General features: G+C 70.9%; 16 protein-coding genes and 1 pseudogene. 8 read left to right on the top strand and 9 right to left on the bottom strand.

Annotation, left to right across the window (positions count from 1 at the left end; genetic code table 11):
- Window positions 1-43 precede the first annotated feature (43 nt).
- From FHS39_RS12380 to FHS39_RS12370, 3 genes are read left to right on the top strand one after another with little or no spacing between them, the layout of a single operon-like run.
- Window positions 44-1,018: an antibiotic biosynthesis monooxygenase gene (locus FHS39_RS12380; RefSeq protein WP_343069539.1), complete on the top strand. Its 975-nt coding sequence runs from the start codon at window positions 44-46 to the stop codon at window positions 1,016-1,018.
- Window positions 1,015-2,397 carry an FAD-binding oxidoreductase gene (locus FHS39_RS12375; RefSeq protein ID WP_184349317.1) on the top strand — a complete coding sequence of 461 codons (1,383 nt, stop codon included), beginning with the start codon at window positions 1,015-1,017 and terminating at the stop codon, window positions 2,395-2,397. Before FHS39_RS12380 ends, FHS39_RS12375 begins: the two co-directional genes overlap by 4 nt.
- A 5-nt stretch (window positions 2,398-2,402) precedes the next feature.
- Window positions 2,403-3,647, top strand: coding sequence for a hydroxymethylcytosylglucuronate/cytosylglucuronate synthase (locus tag FHS39_RS12370; RefSeq protein ID WP_184349690.1), 1,245 nt, complete (start codon window positions 2,403-2,405; stop codon window positions 3,645-3,647).
- A 60-nt stretch (window positions 3,648-3,707) separates the two neighbouring features.
- Here FHS39_RS12370 and FHS39_RS12365 read toward each other — a convergent pair whose 3' ends face one another.
- The 3 genes from FHS39_RS12365 to FHS39_RS12355 all read right to left on the bottom strand — a co-directional run bounded on the left by FHS39_RS12365 (window position 3,708) and on the right by FHS39_RS12355 (window position 7,495).
- The gene (locus tag FHS39_RS12365; protein WP_184349316.1) at window positions 3,708-4,559 is read right to left on the bottom strand and encodes a hypothetical protein; all 852 of its coding nucleotides are present in this window, start codon (window positions 4,557-4,559) and stop codon (window positions 3,708-3,710) included.
- Between the two features lie 14 nt (window positions 4,560-4,573).
- Window positions 4,574-5,365: a papain-like cysteine protease family protein gene (locus tag FHS39_RS12360; RefSeq protein ID WP_246470161.1), complete on the bottom strand. Its 792-nt coding sequence runs from the start codon at window positions 5,363-5,365 to the stop codon at window positions 4,574-4,576.
- A gap of 444 nt (window positions 5,366-5,809) precedes the next feature.
- Window positions 5,810-7,495: a CocE/NonD family hydrolase gene (locus tag FHS39_RS12355; RefSeq protein WP_246470159.1), complete on the bottom strand. Its 1,686-nt coding sequence runs from the start codon at window positions 7,493-7,495 to the stop codon at window positions 5,810-5,812.
- A 100-nt stretch (window positions 7,496-7,595) separates the two neighbouring features.
- Between FHS39_RS12355 and FHS39_RS12350 the strand changes: the two genes are divergently transcribed.
- Complete coding sequence (locus tag FHS39_RS12350) at window positions 7,596-8,312, top strand: TetR/AcrR family transcriptional regulator (protein ID WP_343069538.1); 717 nt, start codon at window positions 7,596-7,598, stop codon at window positions 8,310-8,312.
- A 126-nt stretch (window positions 8,313-8,438) separates the two neighbouring features.
- The gene (locus tag FHS39_RS12345) at window positions 8,439-8,873 is read left to right on the top strand and encodes a hypothetical protein (RefSeq protein WP_184349314.1); all 435 of its coding nucleotides are present in this window, start codon (window positions 8,439-8,441) and stop codon (window positions 8,871-8,873) included.
- A 28-nt stretch (window positions 8,874-8,901) separates the two neighbouring features.
- Here FHS39_RS12345 and FHS39_RS12340 read toward each other — a convergent pair whose 3' ends face one another.
- Complete coding sequence (locus FHS39_RS12340; protein ID WP_184349313.1) at window positions 8,902-9,168, bottom strand: GlsB/YeaQ/YmgE family stress response membrane protein; 267 nt, start codon at window positions 9,166-9,168, stop codon at window positions 8,902-8,904.
- 144 nt (window positions 9,169-9,312) lie between these two features.
- Window positions 9,313-9,801 carry a transglycosylase SLT domain-containing protein gene (locus FHS39_RS12335; RefSeq protein WP_425507771.1) on the bottom strand — a complete coding sequence of 163 codons (489 nt, stop codon included), beginning with the start codon at window positions 9,799-9,801 and terminating at the stop codon, window positions 9,313-9,315.
- Between the two features lie 278 nt (window positions 9,802-10,079).
- Between FHS39_RS12335 and FHS39_RS12330 the strand changes: the two genes are divergently transcribed.
- Window positions 10,080-10,310, top strand: a complete 231-nt coding sequence (locus FHS39_RS12330) for a hypothetical protein (RefSeq protein ID WP_184349312.1) — start codon at window positions 10,080-10,082, stop codon at window positions 10,308-10,310.
- Between the two features lie 8 nt (window positions 10,311-10,318).
- Here FHS39_RS12330 and FHS39_RS12325 read toward each other — a convergent pair whose 3' ends face one another.
- Window positions 10,319-13,597, bottom strand: a complete 3,279-nt coding sequence (locus FHS39_RS12325; RefSeq protein WP_184349311.1) for a tetratricopeptide repeat protein — start codon at window positions 13,595-13,597, stop codon at window positions 10,319-10,321.
- A 173-nt stretch (window positions 13,598-13,770) separates the two neighbouring features.
- Window positions 13,771-14,829, bottom strand: coding sequence for a S1 family peptidase (locus tag FHS39_RS12320; protein ID WP_184349310.1), 1,059 nt, complete (start codon window positions 14,827-14,829; stop codon window positions 13,771-13,773).
- Window positions 14,830-15,200: 371 nt separating this feature from the next.
- On the opposite strand from FHS39_RS12320, the gene FHS39_RS12315 reads away from it, so the two are divergent.
- Together FHS39_RS12315 and FHS39_RS12310 are read left to right on the top strand one after the other, a co-directional pair.
- The gene (locus FHS39_RS12315) at window positions 15,201-17,480 is read left to right on the top strand and encodes a terpene synthase family protein (protein ID WP_184349309.1); all 2,280 of its coding nucleotides are present in this window, start codon (window positions 15,201-15,203) and stop codon (window positions 17,478-17,480) included.
- A 129-nt stretch (window positions 17,481-17,609) separates the two neighbouring features.
- On the top strand, window positions 17,610-18,539 hold the full coding sequence (locus FHS39_RS12310) for a phosphotriesterase family protein (RefSeq protein ID WP_184349308.1): 930 nt from the start codon (window positions 17,610-17,612) through the stop codon (window positions 18,537-18,539).
- Between the two features lie 5 nt (window positions 18,540-18,544).
- Here the strand turns inward: FHS39_RS12310 and FHS39_RS12305 are convergent, their stop codons facing one another.
- Together FHS39_RS12305 and FHS39_RS12295 are read right to left on the bottom strand one after the other, a co-directional pair.
- The gene (locus FHS39_RS12305) at window positions 18,545-19,504 is read right to left on the bottom strand and encodes a TIGR04222 domain-containing membrane protein (protein ID WP_184349307.1); all 960 of its coding nucleotides are present in this window, start codon (window positions 19,502-19,504) and stop codon (window positions 18,545-18,547) included.
- Between the two features lie 3 nt (window positions 19,505-19,507).
- Window positions 19,508-20,787: pseudogene (locus FHS39_RS12295) on the bottom strand (multinuclear nonheme iron-dependent oxidase).
- Window positions 20,788-20,840: the final 53 nt, after the last annotated feature.

Here is a 20,840-nt window from a genome sequence, read left to right as displayed (position 1 = left end):
CCCTAATTTGCGACATAAACCCCCTAGAACTAGGCTACCCAAGGTGAGTCCACGTGCAAGCCGTGACTCCACGGCCGAGAGCGCCACCGTCGTGACCTCGCAGAAGGTGCGCGAGGGACGCGTCGACGAGTACCGGCGCTGGCAGAGCAGGACGAACGAGGCGGCCCGCGGGTTCGAGGGGTTCGAAGGCTGTGAGGTGTACCCGCCCCGCACCGGTTCCGAGAACGAATGGGTGGCCGTCTTCCGCTTCTCGGACATCGACCATCTGACCGCCTGGCTGGAATCGGACCGCCGGAAGGAACTGCTCGCCGAAGGACAGGGCCTCTTCGAAGGACCCCCGGCGCAAGAGGTGCTCCGCGGCGGGGCGCCGGCCGAGCAGGCCCCCGAGACCGTCACCGCCGTCGTCTCCCACGAGGTGAAGCCCGGACGGGAAGAGGACTTCCTGCGCTGGCAGGGGAAGATCCTCAAGGCCCAGGAGAAGTCACCGGGCTTCATGGGGTCCGAGATGTTCAAACCGGTCGAGGGGGTCCAGGAACACTGGGTCGTCGTCTTCCGGTTCGACTCCCGCGAACACCTCGACGCATGGCTCGAGTCCGAGAACCGCGAGCGACTGCTGGAGGAAGGGCGCGCCTACTTCGTCTCCTACCACGTGCACAAGGTCGGTTCCGCGTTCAGCGGCTGGTTCCGGTTCGACGAGGGCGCGCAGGACGCCGCGCCGCCCAACTGGAAGCAGGCCATGTCCGTGCTCCTGGCGCTCTATCCGACCGTCATGGTGCTGAATCTGACGGTGGGAAACGAGCTCGACGCGCTCGGCGTCCCGGGGCACGTGGGCCTGTTCATCGGCAACATGCTGAGCGTCAGCGCACTGACGTGGCTGCTGATGCCCCTGGTGAACAGGGGCTTCGCATTCTGGCTCGTGCCCAGCCGTGCGCGCGGCCTCCGCGTCCATGTGGCGGGAGCCATGGCAGTGGTGTGCTGCTACCTGCTGTTCATCGTGATCTTCGGGCTGATCACATGACGTCCGGACGCACGCCCTCGGCGCGCTTCGAAGGCTCCCTGCTCCGGCGGGGCGACCCGGCGTACGAGAGGGCAAGGGCCGCCGCGGTGTGGAACGGCCTCATACCGGAGCGGTTTCCCGAGGCCATCGTGCGGGCCGCCTCCGAGCGGGACGTTACGGAAGCCCTCGCCTATGCGCGCTCGGAGGGGCTCCGCATCTCGACGCGTTCCGGCGGACACAACTGGACCGGTTCCCAGCTCCGCGACGGAAGCCTGCTGATCGACCTCTCCGGGCTCCGGCGGTGCAGCGTCGACCCCGCCTCGGCGACGGCCGTCGTGGGGCCCGCCGTCACCGGACGGGACCTGGTCGCGGAGCTGACCCCGTACGGGCTCGCCTTTCCCGTGGGCCACTGCCCTTCCGTCGCGGTGGGCGGATTCCTGCTCAGCGGCGGACTCGGCTGGAACTCCCGTGCGTGGGGACCGTCCTGCGCCGACGTCCTGGAGATCCAGGCCGTCACCGCCGACGGCCGGACGGTCACGTGCAGCGAGACGGAGAACTCCGGCCTCTTCTGGGCCGCTCGTGGTGCGGGGCCCGGCTTCTTCGCCGTCGTCACGCGCTTCCGGCTCCGCCTGCACCCCCTGCCGGGGTCCATCGTGACCACGAGTTCCGCCTTCCCGCTGGCCGCGACGGGCGCCGTGGCCGCCTGGGCGGAAGGGGTCGCACGCGAACTCCCGGCCACCGTGGAGACGGCCTTCGTCCTCGCGTCGTCCGGTGAAGCGACGCCCACGGCCCCACCGGGTCCGCGGATCGCGGTCGCCATGACCGCCTTCGCCGCGACGCACGAGGAAGCCCTCGCCGCCCTCGCGCCGGCGGAGGCCTGCCCCCTCGCCGGCAGTGCCGTCTCCCGGCAGCCGCCCGAGCCGACGTCCTTCGCCCGCTTGCACGAGGGCGCCGACGCGGCATGGCCGTCCGCGCACCGGTACGCCGCGGACACGCTGTGGTCGCAGGAGACGTACGAAACGCAGCTGAGCCGCATCGCCGACGCGGTGGTCCGTGCCCCCTCCGGCAAGTCGCTCGTCCTCGCGCCGGTGGAGCCCGTCTCCGAAGAACCCCGGCTGCTGAGGAGCATGGCCTTCTCCCCGCTCGGGGAGTCTTACCTCGTGTGCTACGCGATCTGGAACGACCCCTCGGAGGACGGGGCCAACGCCCAGTGGCTGCGGGAGGCCATGGCCCTGGCGGATCCGTCGAGGCAGGGCAGGCACTACGTCGCCGAGGCGGACCTGACTGCCGATGCCTCCCGGGCCCGGCGCTCGTACACGCCCGACGCCTGGTACCGCTTGCGGGAGCTCAAGGCCGCGTGGGACCCGGACAACGTCTTCCACTCCTACTTCGCGCCGTGAGCCGGATGCGTCCCGTTCCCGATCTCCGTCCGCCCGGCCCGGTGCCGGGCCGGGAGCCCGTCACCGTGGCCCTGTCGGGGGTCGATTTCGGCTGGGGCAGCTCGGGCAAGCTGAGCGCGGTGCTGTCCGCCCTGAGCGAGAGGTCACCGGTGCCCCTGCGGTTCGTCGGACTCGACTCGGGCCTCGGCCGGCCCGTACTGGCCGAACACCCCGTCGAGCACTGGTACGACCTGCCGGACTCCGCGCCGGACGTCCACGCCACCGTCGATGAGGTCGTACGGTTCCACCGGGTCCGCGCGGCCGTGGTCGTCCTGGACGGCCGGGTCGCAAAGACGCTGGAAGCCGTGGGCGTGCCGACCGTGTTCGTGGACAGCCTGCCGTTCCTGTGGACCGACGGCGATCGCCCCGCGCTGCCGCTCGACGCGACCGTCTACTGCGCCCAGCGATGCCTTGAGCTTCCACCCGAGTGCGAGGGCGTGCTGGCATCCATTCCCGGGCTGCGCTGGGTCGAGGCGGTCATCGGCACACCTCCGGCGCCGAGAGCCGAGCGACGCGCCGGGCGGCCCTGCCGCAAGGTCGTCGTCAGCCTCGGCGGGCTGCGCGCGCCCCTGCTGGCCGACTGGACGAACTATCCGCGCGTCGTCCTCCCCGCGGTCCTCGAAGCGCTCGCCACGCACGGCGTGCGGGAGGTGCGGCTGGCCGGCAACCTCCCGGCCGGGCTGCTCGCCGAGTTCATCGAGCGGGCCCCGGCCCCCTTGCGCGTGACGGCGGGGCTGCTCCCCCACCGCGCGTTCCTCGCCGAACTCGCCGATTGCGACGCGCTCTTGGCCTCTCCTGGGCTCACCACTCTGCTGGAGGCAGGCAGCCTGGGAGTGCCCACGGTCTGCCTGCCCCCGCAGAACCTCAGTCAGATCTTCAACGCACGCGCCCACAGCCGTGCGGTCGGCGCCGACGTCCGGGCCGCCTGGCCGGAGGACGTCCTCCGCGAGGACGAGGCCCTGGCGCTGCGCTCGAAGGGCGAGAAGCACGCACTCGACTTGATCTACACGGCGATCGGCAAGGCGGCCGCGCGAGCGGACGACGGGCACGTGGTGGCGGCGCTGAGCAATCGCATCCTGGCCGCCCTGCGGCAGACCACCGAAACCACCCCCGACTGGGGAGCGCTCACCGCTGCCGTCGGCACCGGTGGCGCGGCTCAGGTCGCCGACGCGGTACTGGCCGCAGTGCGCCAGTCGCCACCGGATACCTGACCCGTCGAACGCCGGCGCTCCGGACCCCACTGGGGGGACCGGAGCGCCGGACGTGCGGAATCAGGCCGAGCGGCGCTTGCGGCGCAGCTGGAAGACGGCCGCGCCCGACACCGCCAGGGCGGCCGCGCCGGAGGCGGCGGGGACCCAGGCGCGAGAAGGAGCCGTGGCAGTCTGGTCCTCGGCGAGGGCGTAGCCGCCGGCGAGACCCTTGCGGTCGTAGGCCGAGCCGGGCTGCTTGTCGCCGTAGCGCTTGGCGACGAGCTGCTGGTACGCGGCGAGGGTGACGCGCGGCTTGCCCTGGAGGGCGACACCGGCCTCCTTGTTCAGCGGCTCCACCGAGCCGCTGCCCGTCAGCCTGTACCAGGCGTGGACCTGCGGCTCCATGAAGGTCTGCGCCTGGTCGGTGCCGCGTTCGGCGGCGCTGATGTCCGCGTCGCCGTCGCGGATGCCGGCCAGCTGCCAGGCCTGTCCTCGCTGCCCGGGGGCGAGCAGCACGGCGGCCTGGTGGCCGTCGGTGGCCGAGACGCGGGAGGCGAGGTAGGACAGCCGCAGGGCCGACTTGGCGGTGGGCTTGGCCTTTCCGGTGACGAACTCGGGCGCGAGCTCGTAGAAGGGCACGGGCTTCTTGACGTCGAAGCCGGGCGCTGTGGCGGGCGTCTGCACGAGGCCGTGCGGGGCGCCGGCGGTGCCGCCGTCCGCGCCGCCGGTGGGCGCGTGGTGTTCGGCGGCGGTCAGGAAGCGGGAGACGGTGTCGTGGACCTGGCCGGAGCGCAGCACCTGCTGAGCGGCGGCGATGTCGGTCGCGCCGGGAGCGGTGGGGCCGTCGGCCGCCTGCGCGGGAACGATTCCGCAGAGGGTGGCGGCGGCAGCGGCCGCAAGCAGGGTGGCGGCACGTCTGGTCGTACGGTGCATGGTGGGTCGTTCTCCTAGCCGTGGATGCCGATGCGCGAGTGGGTCCACCGGAAGGAGTTGTTTCCGGCGTAGGTGGAGTAGTTCCACCAGGTGTAGGTCTGCGTGCTGGGCCAGGGGTCGCCGACCGCGATCATGTTGCTGGAGCTGTCGTAGCCGTAGATGACGTTCATGTGGCCGCCGCCGGAGGTCCAGCCGATGCGGACGGCGAAGGGGCGACCGTTCGCTATCTCGTTCTGGGTCTCACTGAACGAGGCGTTGCGGTAGAGGTCGGTGCCGCTGTTGCGGAAGCCCATGTTGTAGAGGGCGTTGGCCATGTCGTCGAGGGTGGCCGGCTGGTTGTTGCAGTCCAGCTGGTTGTTCTGCGCGGCCAGGCGGCAGAAGTCGTACTGGTTGTAGCGGGTGTATCCCCAGTAGTTGGCGATGGTCAGACCGGAGGCGTCCCAGCACCACTGGTTCTGGACCTGCTTCTGCATGCCGATGTTCAGAGCGGTCCAGTTGGTGGGGCGGGCGCCGTTGCAGGCCGGCAGGCTGCCGGTGTCCTCGCTGATGAAGGCGTCGGCGACGTAGTACGCGCCGGACCAGATCCAGCGGGAGTTGTTCTCGACGACGTCGCCGGTCGTGCGGCAGACCATCGGAATGTGGTCGCCGACCGGGGAGGTCCCGGTGACGCTGGCCGAGAGCGACGGCAGGGAACGCTGGTTGACGGTGCTGAAATTGCCCTGTCCGCCGACGACCGTGCCGGTGACGGCGGCCTGGGCCTGGGGGGCGATGCCCAGCATGAGGCCGCCGGAGAGGACGGCGGCCATGGCGGACAGGAGAGTCTTTCTGCGACCCGTTATACGGGCCGGCAAACGGAATCTGCGCATGGGGGGTTCCTTTGTCAGTCCCCCGTCGGACCCGGCCGAAGCCACACCTCATTTTCCGTCGGGGGAGTTGTGGGTGGCCGGAAGTGTGCCAGAAGAGACGGTCCGTCAGACAGGCTTGTCCGGAACGGAGATATCGCGTACATGACCACCACGGAAGGGGTCATGCATCAGCCCGCACTTCCGGCAAGTCGCCCTGGAATCAAGGGAATTACCGACCTCACCCCTAAAGGTCCATTCCAATGCGCGGCGATTCCCAGGGAGTTGCTTAATGGGATCGTTATCATGGAATATGTGACTCCACTTGTGTGCAATTGCACTGTGTGAGGCCATAGTCACCCTTGATCAACTTCCCTGGGAATCCTTTGGGGTCACCCCAAGAGCGGCTTATGGAGCGTCATCGACAGTGAGAGGAAGCAGCAATGCCGAATCTGCGTGGAGCGTGATGTGCACCGGCGCGAGACCGGCGGCATCGGCCGACGGCTCCCCCGTGCCGGGGTTTCGGGCGTAGCGCGGATGCGCTCCCCCACTGATCTGCAGGCGGATCCGGTGGCCGGCGGCGAAGCGGTGGGCGGTGGCGCTCATCGGCACGGCGGCCTCCGACGACTCCTGCCCGGCGGTCCGCAGCCGGACCAGCCCGTCGCAGATGTTGACGGAACGGCCTCGTTCGTCCACGTCGCACAGGCGGGCGAAGACATCGGCGTGCCCGGTGTCCGTGGAGACCCGCAGCAGCGCGGTGATCGGGCCGAGGACGTCCAGGGGCTCGGTCAGCGGCGGTCCGGTGAACGTCAGGACGTCCTTCCGGGCCTCCAGGGAGCCGTTGTCGCGAGGGCCGGCGGTGCGGGAGAGCAAGCGCCCGCCGGCGGAGGGGGTGGGGTCCGCCGGGTCGTAGCGGAAGGACGCCAGAGGGGCTGCGTCCGTGGGTGCTTGCCGGGTGAGACCACCGTCCGGGGTGGGGTACCAAGGGGTCGCCGCCGGGGACTGCGGCCAGTCGTCGAGGTCCCGCCACGCGTCTTCGCCGCCGACGTGCACGCGCACCCTGCTGGGACGCAGGCCGCCGGGGTCGGCGCACAGATGCGCACGCAGCCAGGCGAGGCTTTCGGAGAAGACGTCGGCCCAGCCCTGCTGAAATGCGGATGTGTGCGTCCAGGGGCCGACGAGCAGAGAGGTCTCGCATCCGGCTCGGCGCAGTCGGCCGTACTGCTCAAAGTTCTGGTCGGCCATCACGTCGTGCCATCCACCGATCAGACATGTCGGCACGGTGAGCCGCTCCGCCGCCTCACCCACGGACGCACCGATCCAGTGCGGGTCGTCGGCGTCCGGGTGCGTCATCGCACCGTCCAGCCAGGGCACTTCGCCGAGGGCCGCCGCATGCGCCCCGCGCAGCGGCAGGGCGTTCGTGACCTTGCGCAGATTGCGCTGCAGGCGCAGCGCAGCCTTCGTCATGGGCACCATCCCCTGGTGCTGGTACGTCATGCCGAGGGCCATCACGAGGGCGTTCTCCAGGTGGAACGCACCACCGGCATGGAAGAAGGCGTGAGGGTCGTGGAGGCCGACCTGCACCACCATGGCCTTCAGCTCCGGCGGCGGGTCCAGGGCGAGCGCCCACTGCACATAGCCGAGGTAGCTGGCGCCGATTGTGCCGAGCGTTCCGTTGAACCAGGGCTGCCCCCGCAGCCAGGACACCGTGGCCTGGCCGTCGGCGGGTTCGTTGCGCCACAGGTCGAACCGGCCGCCCGAGCCGCCGGTGCCGCGGCAGCTCTGCACAACCACGTGGAAGCCCTGCTCGGCGAAGAGGATGCCGTACATGGGCGACCAGGGCACGCCCCTGCCGTAGGGCGAACGCACAAGGAGGGTGGGGAAGTCGCCTTCCGCGCGGGGGAAGTAGTGGTCCGTGCGCAACGGGCTGCCGTCCGCGGCCGGGACGACGAGATCCGGCTCCCAGCCGACGTCGTACCGCTTGGCCGGGAGTTTGCGCCATGTGGCCCTCATCATGCGCGAGGACCGCGGCGGCTTCCCGGCAGGCGGGGTCCAGGCGGGCTTCGGCGCGGTGTGGTGATGGCGTGCTGTCATCGTTCCCCCTCAGCTATTCTCGTACTAAGTACGAGAATAGCTGATGCTTGGATGGTGTCCGTACGCACCTCACGGCAGCGAAGAAGGGAACAGGACGATCGTGACCCGCGGAGACGGGTCCGGCGCCACGGGCGTCGACCCCCAACAGCTCTGGCTGACCCCCGCCCAGCCCCGCAGGGGGCGCAAGCCCGCGTTCAGCCGCGAGGCGATCACGTCAGCGGCTGTCGCCCTCGCGGACGCCGAAGGGCTGGAGGCGGTCACCATGCGGCGCGTCGCCGCCGAGGTCGGAGCCGGCGTCATGTCGCTCTACAGCTACGCCCCCGACAAGGAGACGCTGCTGGAGCTGATGGTCGATCACGTCAGCGGCGAACTGCCGACGACGGAACCCCTCACCGGTGACTGGCGCACCGACCTGAAGGCCATCGCCCACCTGCAGCGCGCCCTCATGCTCCGGCACCCCTGGCTCCCCGCGGCCCTGTCGGCCCGCCGGTCCCTCGGCCCCAACACCCTGGCGTTCCTGGAGCGCGCGCTCGGCGCCCTGCGCCCCACCCGCCTGGACGGCGTGGCGAAGCTGGATGTCTTCAGCATGCTCACGGGACTCGTCTCGGGGCACGTCACCTACGAAATCACGCAGGCCGCGGCCGCGGACTCACCGGACCGCGCCGCGGCTGAAGCCCGCTATCTCGCCGCCGTCATCGCCGACGGCCGCCACCCGGAGCTGGCCGAAGTCCTCGCCGCTCCCGGGCGGCCCCTCACCCCCGACGCCACTTTCGCCCGCTTCCTCGACCGCCTGGTCGACGGCCTCGCCACCGACTGATCGCAGGTGTCGCGCACATATCCGGTGATTCGCGAAATGGACTGAATGGGAGGAGTAAGCGCTTCGCGGCCTGCTCCGAAGGCGTAGGACGGAGGTCGGCCCGTCCGCAACCGCTGGGAGTCACTGATGAAGACCATGAAGTACGCAACGCTGTCTCTGGCTCTGGGGCTGGCGATGACCGCGACAGCGGCATCCGCCTCCACGGCCGTACCCGCACCCCGGCCGCCCGACCCCGCGACGGCCGCGCGCACCGTCACGCTGACGAACCACGATGACGGCCGCACGGTGGTCGTCCACCCCGGGGATGTGGTCGACGTCCGGCTGACCGGCCTCCGCGAAAAGGGCGTCACCTGGGTGTGGAGCGACCTGGCGATCACCGCGCCCCACCTGCTCCGCCGCGTCGGGGGCGGTACGACACCGGGCGGTGACGCTCGCGCGGTGCTCCGTGCGGTCGGGCGCGGCCACGGCGACATCGCGGCCGTCCGGCACTGCGTCGCCGCCCCCGGCCACGTGTGTTCTCACGCCGTCGTGAACTGGAAGGCCGCGGTCGACATCCGGTGACGTCTCGGTTGATGTCTCAGCCGACGTCTCAGTCGCGTGAATTCCCGAAGAGGATGCGGTAGCCGATCAGCAGGACCAGTGAGCCCGCGATCGCCGACCCCCACGTGGCGGCGTCGAAGAAGTGGTTGCTGATCGGCTTGTGCAGGAACTTGGCGGACAGCCAGCCGCCGATGAACGCTCCGGCGATACCGATGAGGGTCGTGCCGATCAGCCCGCCCGGGTCCCGGCCCGGCAGAAGTATCTTGGCGATCGCTCCGGCCAGTAGCCCCAGGACGATCCAGCCGATGATGCCCATGGTGTCTTTCTGCCTTTCCTCATGCTGCCGAGTGTGAATCTGCTGCCGTGCGTGAATCGCCCGGTGGCTCCGGGCACTGATGACGACGCTCGGCAGCCGCGCAATGGTTTCACTCGAGTGACCCCGTGATCGAATGGGTCACGCCTAATGCCGGACGGCCCGTCCGGCTTTGGCCCAGTTGTCATGGAGACGATCCAGGTAGGACCGGGCCATCGAGCCGGGTTTCACGCCCCGGGCGAATGCGCCCATATTGCCCGCACCGGTGTTGTAACCCAAGGCCAGCAGCTCGTCCTTGGTGAAGGGGCCGGACGGCTCCTTCGGCAGACTCGCCTCCAGGTCGTGCAAATGCCAGGCCGCGGCCTCGATGGCCAGATCCGGATCGTCGGGGAGGTCCTGCCACGAACGCGCGGCGAAATCACGCCCCTGCTTGACCTCGTCGAATGCGGCTTTGTGCATGTTCGCTATGCCGAATGCGGAATCGGGCTTCATGCGCTGCCACTCCCGCTCCAAGTCGGGGTCGTGCGGCTTGTACGCCTCGTTGTAGAGGATCGCCATCAGCAATTGAGGATCGACCTTCGCCTCTTTCGCCCGGGCGACGACCGGCGCGGCGAAGTGGGCAGGGTCGTTGTTCACGGACCGCGCCGACGAGGACGGCGCGGGCGAGCCCGGCGCCGACGCACTCGGTGACCGGGGACCCGCCGATGCCGAAGAGGACCCGCCGCCCTGCGCGTCACATGCCGTGACACAGCCGACGGCGACAACCGCCGCCACCAGCCACCGCCGACGACCTCGTAGCACCATCACGGTCCGCCTCCTCCACTCTCCCCTGGTCTCCAACGGCAGGCCGGACGCCGCGGTTCCCGGCCCGCACAAACATTTCACTGCTTGCGCAACCTCTAAAGTATGGATTCATGACACACGACGGCATGACGCAGTGCGAAACGGCCGTGCTGCACGGCGGACCTGCGGACGGAGTGACGATCCGCGTGACCCACCGTCCGGGAGTGGTGCAGGTCACCCACCCCTGCACGGTGGAGGGCCCGGCCGGCGGGATGCGCATAGCGGCGCTGTACATCTACCGGCGCGACCTGCGCGTGACGGAAGAGCCGCTGCGCTACGGCTTCGACGCGGTCAGCCCCTGACCCTGCCGTCAGGAGCCCCCGAGCGGTACGGCCATGACATCGCGGGCCCGGCGGCCCGGCACCATGCCGAGCCGCCAGGCCTGCCAGCCCGACTCCGGTTCGACGCCCTGCTGCAGCACCACGGCGTAGGCCTGCGCCGCCTCGTCCAGCGCCGGATCGCCCGGCCAGTCGCCCGTGCCCGTCTCCTGCCGCAGAACGGCCAGTTCCTCCTCGGCCACCGCCGATCCGACCACCGATCCACCGGGTGAGGTGAACGGCAGCAGGCTGCAGCGCAGGAACCGGGCCCAGCTCTCGCCGCGCCGGTCCTTGCAGCCGGTGAACAGTTCCACGGCCTCGTCCACCAGCTCCAGCGCCGGGCCGGTACGGTCGTTGCCCGCGTCGACGACGGCGAGTTCCAGACACGACCATGCCTCGCCGTGCGGGACGCCCGCACGCTGGAAGTCCGTCCGGGACTCCTGCAGCAGCTGGCGCGCGAAGCCGCTGTTGCGCAGCGAGCCGGTCTGGGCGGCTCGCTGGTCGCGGGAGACGCGGCCGGAATGGTGCCGGGCGCAGGCCAGCCCGTAGACGTCGCGCATCCGGCTGAACATCGTGCGGGCCCGGTCCAGTTCGCGCACCGCCGCCGCGAGGTCGCCGAGCTCCTCCAGCGCGTGGCCCAGGTAGTAGAAGGTCCAGGCCTCGCCGCGGACGTCCTCGTGCTGCCGGTGCCGGGAGGCGGCCTGCCGGAGCTGTTCCGCCGCCGTCTCCGCGTCGCCGCTCGCCAGGGCGGTGCGTGCCAGCTGGGTCAGTGCCCAGGCCTCGCCGCGGGCGTCCTGAGTGCGCCGGTACAGCTCCAGGGCCCGGTCGAACTCCGTCTGCGCCGCGTCCGCCCGGCCGGTGCACAGCCGCAACTGGCCCAGCTGGAAGTGTGCCCACGCCTGGCCGTGCAGGCTCTCGCTCTCGCGGTGCAGTTCCATGGAGTCCGTCAGGTGGGCGAGCGCCTCGGCCGGCCGTCCCCGGTCGCGCTCGACCGCCGCCAGCGCGTGCAGCGTCCAGGCCCGGTCGCCGGCCAGCTCGGGTGCGGTCTGGATCTCCAGTGCCTGCCGCAGTTTGGCTTCGGCTTCCGGCAGTTGCCCCTGGTGGTGAAGGGTGACGCCCAGGTCGCGCAGGGCCCGGGCGGCGCCCGCCTGGTTGTGGGCCTCCATGTACAGATCGACCACCGAGGTCAGGGTGGCGCGCGAGCTGTCCAGCTCGCCGAGCTGGCGGGCCGCGACGCCCGTGCGCCACTGCACCGAACGCGTCAGCAGGCCGCGGTCCATGGCCTGGGTCAGCTCGCTCAGCTCGCCCAGCCGGTGGAGGTCTCCGCGCAGCAGGCAGTAGTCGCACAGGGCGCCCAGCAAGTGCAGCACCACGGCGTGGTCGACTCCTTCCGCGTGCCGCAGGGTGGAGGTGATGAAGCCCGACTCCTCGTCCATCCAACGCAGTGCGGCGGTGAGCGAGGTGAAGCCGTGCACCCTGGCCGGCCCCTTGGTGAACATGCCCGCCCGGGTCGAGGTCTTGCCGTCGATCATCCGGATGACCGAGTCCGCCAGTTCCGCGTAGCTGCGGAACAACCGCTCCAGAGCGGCGGCGCGCTCGGCGGGTTCGTCCTCTTCCTGCAGCCGGGCCCGGGCGAAGGAGCGCACCAGGTCGTGCATCCGGTAGCGGTCGGCGTGGACGGGCTCGATCAGCCCGGCCCCGGCCAGTGCCATCAGGCCCTCCGCCGCCTCCTTCTCGTCCTCGGCCAGCAGCGCTGCCGCGGCCGCGGGGCCCAGGGAAGCCCGTCCCGCCAGGGCCAGCCGGCGCAGCAGCAGCCGGGCGCCGTCGCTCTGGTCCAGGTAGCGCAGCCACAGGGCCCGTTCCACCGGGTCGGTCTGCCCTGAGGCCGCCAGTTCGGCGCCGAGTACGGGCAGGGTGCGCGGCCCGAGGGCCGAGCCCGAGATCCGCAAGGCCAGCGGCAGCCCGCCGCACAGCTCCCGCACGCGGGCCAGCGACTCCGCCTCGTACGGGCCCCGCACGGGCTCCTCGGCCACGGCCTCCAGCAGCTCCTGCGTGCCGTCCTGGTCCAGGGGGCCGACCGGCAGTTCGTGCACCCAGGCGTCCAGGTCCGGCGGCAGGGACAGCGGCGTACGGGCGGTGACGAGGACCAGGCTGTCGGAGCGGTGCGGGATCAGCGCGCGGACCTGCTCGCCGTCGGAGGCGTCGTCGAGCACGACGACGGCCGCCGTACCGGCGAGGTGCTGTTCGTACACCTCGGACAGCCGCTGGATGTGCTGTTCCTGCGAGGCCCGCTCCCTGAAGAGCAGTTGTTCGCGCGGGGCGCCGAGCTGGTTGAGCAGCTGCATCAGTCCGTCCCTGGGCGACAGCGGCTGCTCGTCGGGGCTCTCCCCGCGTAGATCCACCACACCCGCTCCGCGGAACTGGTCGCGCAGGTGGTGTGCGGCCTTCAGGGCGAGCGTGGACCGCCCGGAGCCGGGCGGCCCGTGCAGCACCACCACCGTCGGCTTGGTGTCGATGGCGGCCCGTGCCTGCTGCACGCACCGGACGATCCGGGCCAGCTGCGTCTGGCGTCCCGCGAACGGCTCCACGGCTTCCGGAAGGTGGTCGAAGGACCGCGCGAGGGCGTTGCGCCGGTGTGCCGCCGCGCTACGGTCCCCACCGCGCAGCACCGGCCCGAGACCGGAGCCGTGCGCGTCCTTCCCGGCCGTTGTGCCACGGCCGCGTGGCGTGCCCGAGACCATCCGCTGGTGGTCCAGGAACGGCCGGATGCCGCGCACTTCGAGCGCCGTGAGCCACTGCAGCCGCAGCTGCTCGGTCCCGCCGGGCTGTCCTCGCCGCGCCGCGCGCCGGTGCACGGCGGGCCAGTGCCCGGCCGTCAGTTTCGCGACGGCGGTCAGGCCCCCGGCCACGGCCGTCACGGCTCCCGTGCCCACGGCGGTGCCCGCCGAGGTGCCGAAGCCGAGGTCCGTGCCGCACGCGGCCACCGCGGCCACTGCGGTCACCCATGCCGGGGTGGCGAGTGATGCCCTGGACAGCCGGGCCGCGAGCGGCCGGACCGATGCCTCTTCGCTGTCCAGAGCCCCGACGTACGCCGCGTACTCCTCCGCGGCCGCGGCCGCCAGGGCATCGGCCTGTCCGCACGCCCGGCGCAGCAGCGCTTCGCCGTCCGTGCGCCCGCCCGACCGGCGCACTTCCTCCTCGACGGCCCGCCCCAACAGGCTCTCGACTTCCGTTCGGTGTTCCTCCCGCAAACCGTCCGCCGGACGCTGCATACCGTTTCCTCCCCCGTTGCCCTCTTCTCCGTCCCAAGTGTTCCGTCCTGGCACGCTTTTGGACAGGCCACTGGTGAAGGGGATGTGCACCGGGGTCCGGCTGCCGCGCTCGTCAATACAACGAGGGCCCCGGCCGGAAGCCCGGCCGGGACCCGTGCGATCGGCTGCGGCCGTCAGGGCAGCTGTGCCCCGAAGGCCTGGAGGGCGTCCGGCACCGGCTGGAAGAAGGTCTCGCCGCCGGAGGAGCAGTCACCGCTGCCGCCGGAGGTGAGGCCCAGTGCCGTGTCGCCGTCGAAGAGGGCGCCGCCGCTGTCGCCCGGTTCGGCGCAGACGGAGGTGTCGATCAGGCCGTTGACCGTGCCCTCTTGGTAGTTGACGGTGGCGTCGAGGCCGGTGACCTGGCCGCCCTGCACCTGGGTGGTGCTGCCGCTGCGCTGTACCTGTTCGCCGACGGTCGCCGTGGCCGCGCGGCTGATGTCCTGCGCGCCGCCGTTGTACAGGTCGACCGCGCTGGGGTGTGCGGTGTCGGAGGTGTACCGCACGAGGGCGTAGTCGTGGCCGGGGAAGGAGGAGCTCTCCGTCGTGCCGATCTGGGCGCCGCCCTGGGTGTCGGACCAGGTGGAGGAGGCGTTGCCGCAGTGCCCGGCGGTGAGGAAGTACGGCTCGCCGGACTTGGTGACGTTGAATCCGAGCGAGCAGCGCACGCCGCTGCCCCAGATGGCGTCACCGCCCGCGACGAGCGGCCGGATCCTGCCGGGCGTCTTCTTGACGGCGACCTTGTCGCCGAGCGCGGCGACGGCCTTCTCGACCTTCGCCAGCCGGGCGCCCTTGACCGTGCTGTCGACGGTGACGACGACCTTGTTGGTCTTCGGGTCGACGGACCAGGCGGTGCCGGGGACCGCGGCCTCGGCGCCGAGGGTCCGTCTGGCCGAAGCCAGCTCGGCCGCCGAGTGCTTGACGATCCTGGCCTCGGCCCCCGCGGCCCGCACCTTCGCGGCGGCGGCCCGGTCGAGGACGTCGACGACGAGCTTGTGCGCGGCGGCGTCGTAGTACGAGCCCGCCGGTTCCACGGTCCGGTCGGCGCCGATGCGCTGTGCCAACTGCCCCGCCTGGACGGCCGACATGGGGGCGGCGGCGTCGGCGCTCTGCAGGGTGAGGGACGCCGTGGTCAGGGCCACGGCCCCGGCGACCACCAGGGCCGCGCGCCGTTTGGGTATGCGTGAGTCCTTCAACTCGTGACCTCCTGTGAGGGGGGTGTGCCCGCCGCCGGTGGGGCGGCGGGCCCGGGAGGGCGTTCCACACGAACGGACCAGTACGTCGCGTTCATGTCAAGAGTTGCGCGAACGAGTATCCCGACCGAACGAGGGGGCGCACAAGAAGACATCCGGTCGCACCAACGGGCCCACGCGCCCTTGACGTTGGGCGGATGTGGAAGCTTTTGTGAGGTTCCGATCCCGCGCCCCCGTCGAAGATCGATAAGCGGAAGCGCACCGGTGTTCACCGGATTGAGCGGAAAGACTCATTACCTGCCCGCACCCGGCACCCGGGCGCCTTAACGTGAGCCGACACCCGATCCAGGCTCACGCGAGGAGGCCGCCCGCCGATGCCGAACCCCTTCGAGCTCCCCCGGTTCTACATGCCGTACCCGGCACGCCTCAATCCCCACCTGGAAGGCGCGCGCGAGCACTCGAAGGCATGGGCCCGGGAGTTCGGGATGGTCGAGGGCTCGGGCGTCTGGGACGAGGCGGACTTCGACTCCCACGACTACGCGCTGCTGTGCTCGTACACCCACCCCGACGCCTCCGGTCCGGAGCTCGACCTGGTCACCGACTGGTACGTGTGGGTGTTCTTCTTCGACGACGACTTCCTGGCCAAGTTCAAGCGCACCGGCGACATGCACGCCGCCCGCGCCTACCTGGACCGGCTGCCCGCCTTCATGCCGCTGGACGGCAGCCGCCCTCCCGAGGAGCCGGCCAATCAAGTCGAGGCGGGCCTGGCCGACTTGTGGGCCCGCACGGTGCCGACGATGTCTGAGGCCTGGCGGCGGCGCTTCCGGGAGAGCACCTGGCACCTGCTCGAAGAGTCGATGTGGGAGCTGTCGAACATCAACGACGGCCGCGTCGCCAACCCCGTCGAGTACATCGAGATGCGCCGCAAGGTCGGCGGAGCCCCCTGGTCAGCCCATCTCGTCGAGCACGCGGTGGGCGCCGAGGTCCCCGACGCGATCGCGGCGAGCCGCCCGATGCGGGTCCTCAAGGACACCTTCGCCGACGGGGTGCACCTGCGGAACGACATCTTCTCCTACCAGCGGGAGACCGAGAGCGAGGGCGAGCTGGCCAACGCCATCCTCGTCCTGGAGCGGTTCCTCGGCTGTGACACCCAGCAGGCCGCGGATGCCGTGAACGACCTGCTGACCTCCCGGCTCCAGCAGTTCGAGCACACCGCGCTCACCGAGGTCGAGCCCCTCCTGCTGCAGCACGGGCTGGACGGGCAGGCCTACGCCGACGTCTTCGCCTACGTCAAGGGCCTGCAGGACTGGCAGTCCGGCGGACACGAGTGGCACATGCGCTCCAGCCGCTACATGAACGGCGCCTCGGAGAGGTCCGGCACGTCCGACGACTGCTCCAGCACGGCCGGGGACCTGCTCGGCGGCCCCCTCGGACTGGGCACCTCGGCGGCCCGCCTGGTGCCCTCTCTGGTGGCCGCACTGCCGGCCCGGCTGCGCAGCTTCACCCATGTGCCGTTCCAGCACGTCGGCCATCTGCCGCTGCCCGACTTCGACATGCCGTACGAGACCCGGCTCAGCCCCCACCTGGACGCCAGCCGGAAGCACAACATCGAGTGGGGACACCGGATGGGTTTCCTTAACCCCTCCCCCGGCGACCCGATGTCCGGAGTCTGGACCGAAGCCAAGCTCAGGGACTACGACTTCGGCCTGTGCGCAGCGGGCATCCACCCGGCGGCGACCCGGGAGGAGCTCGACCTCGGCACCGACTGGCTCACCTGGGGCACCTACGGCGACGACCTCTACCCGGTGGTCTTCGGGCACAGCCCCGACACCGGGGCCGCGAAGGCCTGCAACGACCGGTTGCGGGAATTCATGCCGCTCGACGGCACGACCGTGCCGACCCCTCTCAATCCGATGGAGCGCGGACTGGGCGACCTCTGGCTGCGGACCACGGCCCCCATGGGCGAAGACGCCCGCCGCGCCTTCCGCGCCGCCATCGAGGTCATGCTGGACAGCTGGCTGTGGGAGCTGGACAACCAGCGGATGAACCGCATCCCCGAGCCCGTCGACTACATCGAGATGCGCCGCAAGACCTTCGGCTCGGACCTCACCATGACCCTGTCCCGGTTCGGCCACGGGAAGACCCTGCCGCCCGAGGTCTACCGTTCCCGGCCCGTCCAGGCCCTGGAGAACGCGGCGGCCGACTACGCCTGCCTGACCAACGACGTCTTCTCCTACCAGAAGGAGGTCGAATTCGAGGGCGAGGTGCACAACGCCGTCCTCGTCGTCGAGAACTTCTTCAACTGCGGGCGCACCGAGGCGCTGGGCATCGTCAGCGACCTGATGCGCTCCCGCATGCGGGAGTTCCAGCACGTGCTCTCCACCCAGCTCCCCGCGCTGTACGAGGAGTTCGACCTGGACGCGGAGGCACGGGCCGCCCTGGAGGGCCATGCCGAAGAGCTCAAGAACTGGATGACCGCGATCCTCACCTGGCACCGGGAATGCCACCGGTACGGGGAAGCGGACCTGCTGCGGCACCACGCTGCACCCACGGCCCACACCCCCGCGGCGCCCGTCCTGGGCGCCCCCACGGGCCTGGGCACCTCCGCGGCCAGGATCGCGACGCTGCTGCGCCCCGCCACGGCGGCGCTGTGAACCGCTGGCTCACGCCGACACTGCTGGAGGCTCCGACGGCCATCTGATCCACGCCGGTTGCGCATCGCCCGGCGTACAGTGCCCTCCGTAAAGGATCATGCTCGACGTTCCGACCTCGGAGGACCCTGCATGCAACCGCAGGAATCACGACCGCTCACCATCCGTACCGTGCTCGGCGACATACCGGCCGGAGAGCTGGGCGTCTGCGATGCGCACGACCACCTCTTCCTGCGGAGCCCGCGGCTGCCGGGCCAGGAGCTCGACGACGCTCAGGCCGCCGCAGTGGAGCTGCAGGCCTTCCGGGACCTCGGCGGGCAGGCGCTCGTGCAGTGGACGCCGCGCGGGATGGGGCGACGGCGTGCGGACCTCGTCCGGCTGGCCCGGGAGACCGGGGTGCATGTGGTCGCCGCCACCGGACTTCACCAGTCCGTCCACTACACACCCGAACTGGTGCAGCGGGACAGGGAGCGCCTCGCCGAGCTCTTCGTCGAGGATCTGACGACGGCGCCGGTGCGCGCGGGCCTGATCAAGGTCGCCGGAGGCTTCCACGGTCTCGACGCCCACGCCCGGCTGACGATGACCGCCGCCGCCCATGCGCACCACAGAACGGGCTCCCCCATCGCCGTGCACCTCGAACTGGGCACGGGTGCGATGGAGGTGCTCGACCTGCTCTGCGGCGAACTGGAGGTGCCTCCGGCACACGTCGTCCTGGGGCATCTGGGCCGCTCCCCCGACAGCCGGGCGCACCGGGATGCGGCGCGAGCAGGTGCCTACCTCGCCTTCGACGGACCCTCGCGCACCCACCATGCAACCGACTGGCGGCTGTTCGACTGCCTGGCGGCGCTCGCGGAGGCCGGATTCGGCGACCGCCTGCTGCTGGGCGGCGACACGACCACGGCGGCGGCCCGCGCGGCCGGTGGCGAGGGCCCGGGGGCGCTGTATCTGCTGAGCACGTTGCGGCCGAGGCTGGCGCGCGAGCTGGGGGAGGAACTCATCGAGGCGGTGTTCGTCGGCAACCCCGCTCGGGCCTTCGCGGCCGAGTGGCGGGCCGGCGCATAGTCCCGTCAGGAGCAGCTGCTGCCTCCGCCGCAGCTGGAGGACGAGCAACTGCTTGAGGAGCAGCTCGAACTGCCCCCACTGCAACTGGACGTGCTGGAGCACGAGGAGTAGCTGGAGCAGGTCGCGCCGCCGCACGACGACGTGGAAGACGTGGAGCTCGCGCGACGGCGGGCCGCCCGGCTCCGGCTGATTGCATTCGAGCGGGCGGCGTTCTCCAGGTGATGGCGCATGGTCCTGTCGGGGATGACGGCGGTGCCGAACACCGCGACGGCGCCGGCGAGGCCCGCCGGATGGAGATCCGGGTCCTGTCGGCCCCAGGGTGACCGAGAGCGGAGGTGATGCTGGGCCTTCTCGCCGTATTCGGTCATCCTCTGCCGGTGATTGCTCGGTGAGCAGAATGCTCGCAGCGCAATGCCCAGGGCGGCCGCGATGACGAGGGCGAAGGGCCGGTGATCAGAGCCTGAATGCAGCAGCATGCCCAAGCTGGTGCCTGCCGCGACGACTATTGCGGCCACCTGGAAACCCGCGACGATCCGCCATGTGCGCATGGTGCGTTCCGAGAGGAAGAGCTTCGGCTCGCTCAGCCTGTTTTCGATGAGGTCGGACAGGGGGTCGCTGCGCAGTTTTCCGCGCAAGGTCTTTAAGGCAACGTTCCATTCGGAGCCGCAGTGCCTCAACACCGCCCGCTCCTCTGCGCTGTCGGCCCTGGCATCGATGACGTTGATCTTGCCGCGGTCGTCCATGCCTATGCGTCCGTCGGCGTACGTTTTGACGATCAGCGTATCCGCCACGCGGTCACGGCCGCCCATCAGATAGGCGATGCCCCACAGGTCCAGCCGATGACAGTTTTGGGTGGCGAGGTCGTCGAACGGGCCGCGCGGGCCATGGGCCTGGAGCCGCAGGCCGATGAGCCAGGCCGACAGTACGCACAAGGCGGTCAGCGCCACGATGAATGCGGCGGTCATGCGTCAGCTGCCTTTCTTCTTCAAGGCGGACATCACGCGGCCCAGCAGCCCATGCTTTTCGGGGGTGGAATCGCTCTGCCGCGCCGCCCAAACCGTCAGCCGCTGTCGCCGCTCGGCATCGCGGGTGGTGGCGAGCACATGGTGGGCGAAATCCGCTGCGTCCCGGCGGTATCCCTCTGCCATCGGCCGTCCTTGGGCATAGGCGCGGAAGAGGCGCGGGAAATCCGCGCCGAGAATCTCGCGCAGCTCGGGTGCCACCTTGGCGATGACGTGCGCGCGCTTGGTGAGCAGCGCGCGACGCTGGGCGGCCAAGCCTCGGCGGTCAAAGCCTTCGGGCGGCGGGGAGCCTGCGACCAGGGCGGAGAGCAGCGCGTGCTGGGCGAGCGCGAGCCGCTCGCGGGCCGCGGCCAGGTCGTCATCGGACACGCTGCGGCACCCCCGTCCGTACGTCCTTGGCGGAGGCCCGCGTCACCACGGCCTGGATCGCCTGGAGTTCGGCGGCCAGCTCGTCGGCCTCGGGGAAGTCGTCGTCGCGCTCCAGCAGGACGCCGGGCGGGGTGGTGCGGGCGCAGAGCTCGGCCAGGACGTCGAGGACGGGCCGGGTGACGGGGTGGGCGTGGCTGTCGTGCCACAGGCCGTCCCGCTCGAAGCCGCCCGCCACGTGCACGTAGGCGATGGCTTCGAGCGGGAGCTCGTCGAGGACGGTGGCCGGGTCTTCGCCGCGGTTGACGTGGTTGGTGTGGAGGTTGGCGACGTCGACGAGAAGGCCGACGCCCGTGCGCTCGACCAGCTCGGCGAGGAACTGCCCTTCCGAGAGCTCGTTCTCCGGCCAGGTGAGGAACGCCGCGACGTTCTCCAAGGCAAGGGGTACGGGCAGCAGTTGCTGGGCGATACGGACGTTCTCGCAGAGGACGTCCAGCGCGTCCCGGGTGCGGGGCACCGGCAGCAGGTGCCCGGCTTCGATGCGGGGGGACGCCGTCAGCGGCCCGCCGGATCCGACGAAGGCGATGTGCTCGGTGACGAGCGGCGCTCCCAGCGCTTCGGCGCGCTCGGCCAGGGCGACCAGCTTGCCGAGGTCGGGCCGGTCCGCGCCGCCGAGGCCGAGCGAGACCCCGTGCGGGACGACGGGCGTGCCGCGCTCGCACAGCCGCAGGAGCGGCGGGGAGGTGTCCGGGGCAGACGTCCTCCGCCACGACCTCCACCCAGTTGACGCCTTGCGGGCGTGCGATGTCCCCGGCGATTTCCGGGCGCCAGCCGACGCCCGTACCCCATAGCCCACCCATGGCCCCGTCCCCCGTGTCCCCCGTAAGCGCTCGGCGCTCGTATCAGGTGTTCC

The organism is Streptomyces olivoverticillatus, assembly GCF_014203555.1.
In the GTDB taxonomy this organism is placed as follows: domain Bacteria; phylum Actinomycetota; class Actinomycetes; order Streptomycetales; family Streptomycetaceae; genus Streptomyces; species Streptomyces olivoverticillatus.
The sequence above is the reverse complement of the archived record's forward strand: the minus strand, read 5'-3'. Positions and strand labels throughout refer to the sequence as shown.

Excerpts from the sequence above, each read along its gene's own strand:
- FHS39_RS12375 (WP_184349317.1), top strand. The coding sequence starts at position 1,015 with ATGACGTCCGGACGCACGCCCTCGGCGCGCTTCGAAGGCTCCCTGCTC.
- FHS39_RS12370 (WP_184349690.1), top strand. The coding sequence starts at position 2,403 with ATGCGTCCCGTTCCCGATCTCCGTCCGCCCGGCCCGGTGCCGGGCCGG.
- FHS39_RS12365 (WP_184349316.1), bottom strand. The coding sequence starts at position 4,559 with ATGCACCGTACGACCAGACGTGCCGCCACCCTGCTTGCGGCCGCTGCC.
- FHS39_RS12360 (WP_246470161.1), bottom strand. The coding sequence starts at position 5,365 with ATGGCCGCCGTCCTCTCCGGCGGCCTCATGCTGGGCATCGCCCCCCAG.
- FHS39_RS12355 (WP_246470159.1), bottom strand. The coding sequence starts at position 7,495 with ATGACAGCACGCCATCACCACACCGCGCCGAAGCCCGCCTGGACCCCG.
- FHS39_RS12345 (WP_184349314.1), top strand. The coding sequence starts at position 8,439 with ATGAAGACCATGAAGTACGCAACGCTGTCTCTGGCTCTGGGGCTGGCG.
- FHS39_RS12340 (WP_184349313.1), bottom strand. The coding sequence starts at position 9,168 with ATGGGCATCATCGGCTGGATCGTCCTGGGGCTACTGGCCGGAGCGATC.
- FHS39_RS12330 (WP_184349312.1), top strand. The coding sequence starts at position 10,080 with ATGACACACGACGGCATGACGCAGTGCGAAACGGCCGTGCTGCACGGC.
- FHS39_RS12325 (WP_184349311.1), bottom strand. The coding sequence starts at position 13,597 with ATGCAGCGTCCGGCGGACGGTTTGCGGGAGGAACACCGAACGGAAGTC.
- FHS39_RS12315 (WP_184349309.1), top strand. The coding sequence starts at position 15,201 with ATGCCGAACCCCTTCGAGCTCCCCCGGTTCTACATGCCGTACCCGGCA.
- FHS39_RS12310 (WP_184349308.1), top strand. The coding sequence starts at position 17,610 with ATGCAACCGCAGGAATCACGACCGCTCACCATCCGTACCGTGCTCGGC.
- FHS39_RS12305 (WP_184349307.1), bottom strand. The coding sequence starts at position 19,504 with ATGACCGCCGCATTCATCGTGGCGCTGACCGCCTTGTGCGTACTGTCG.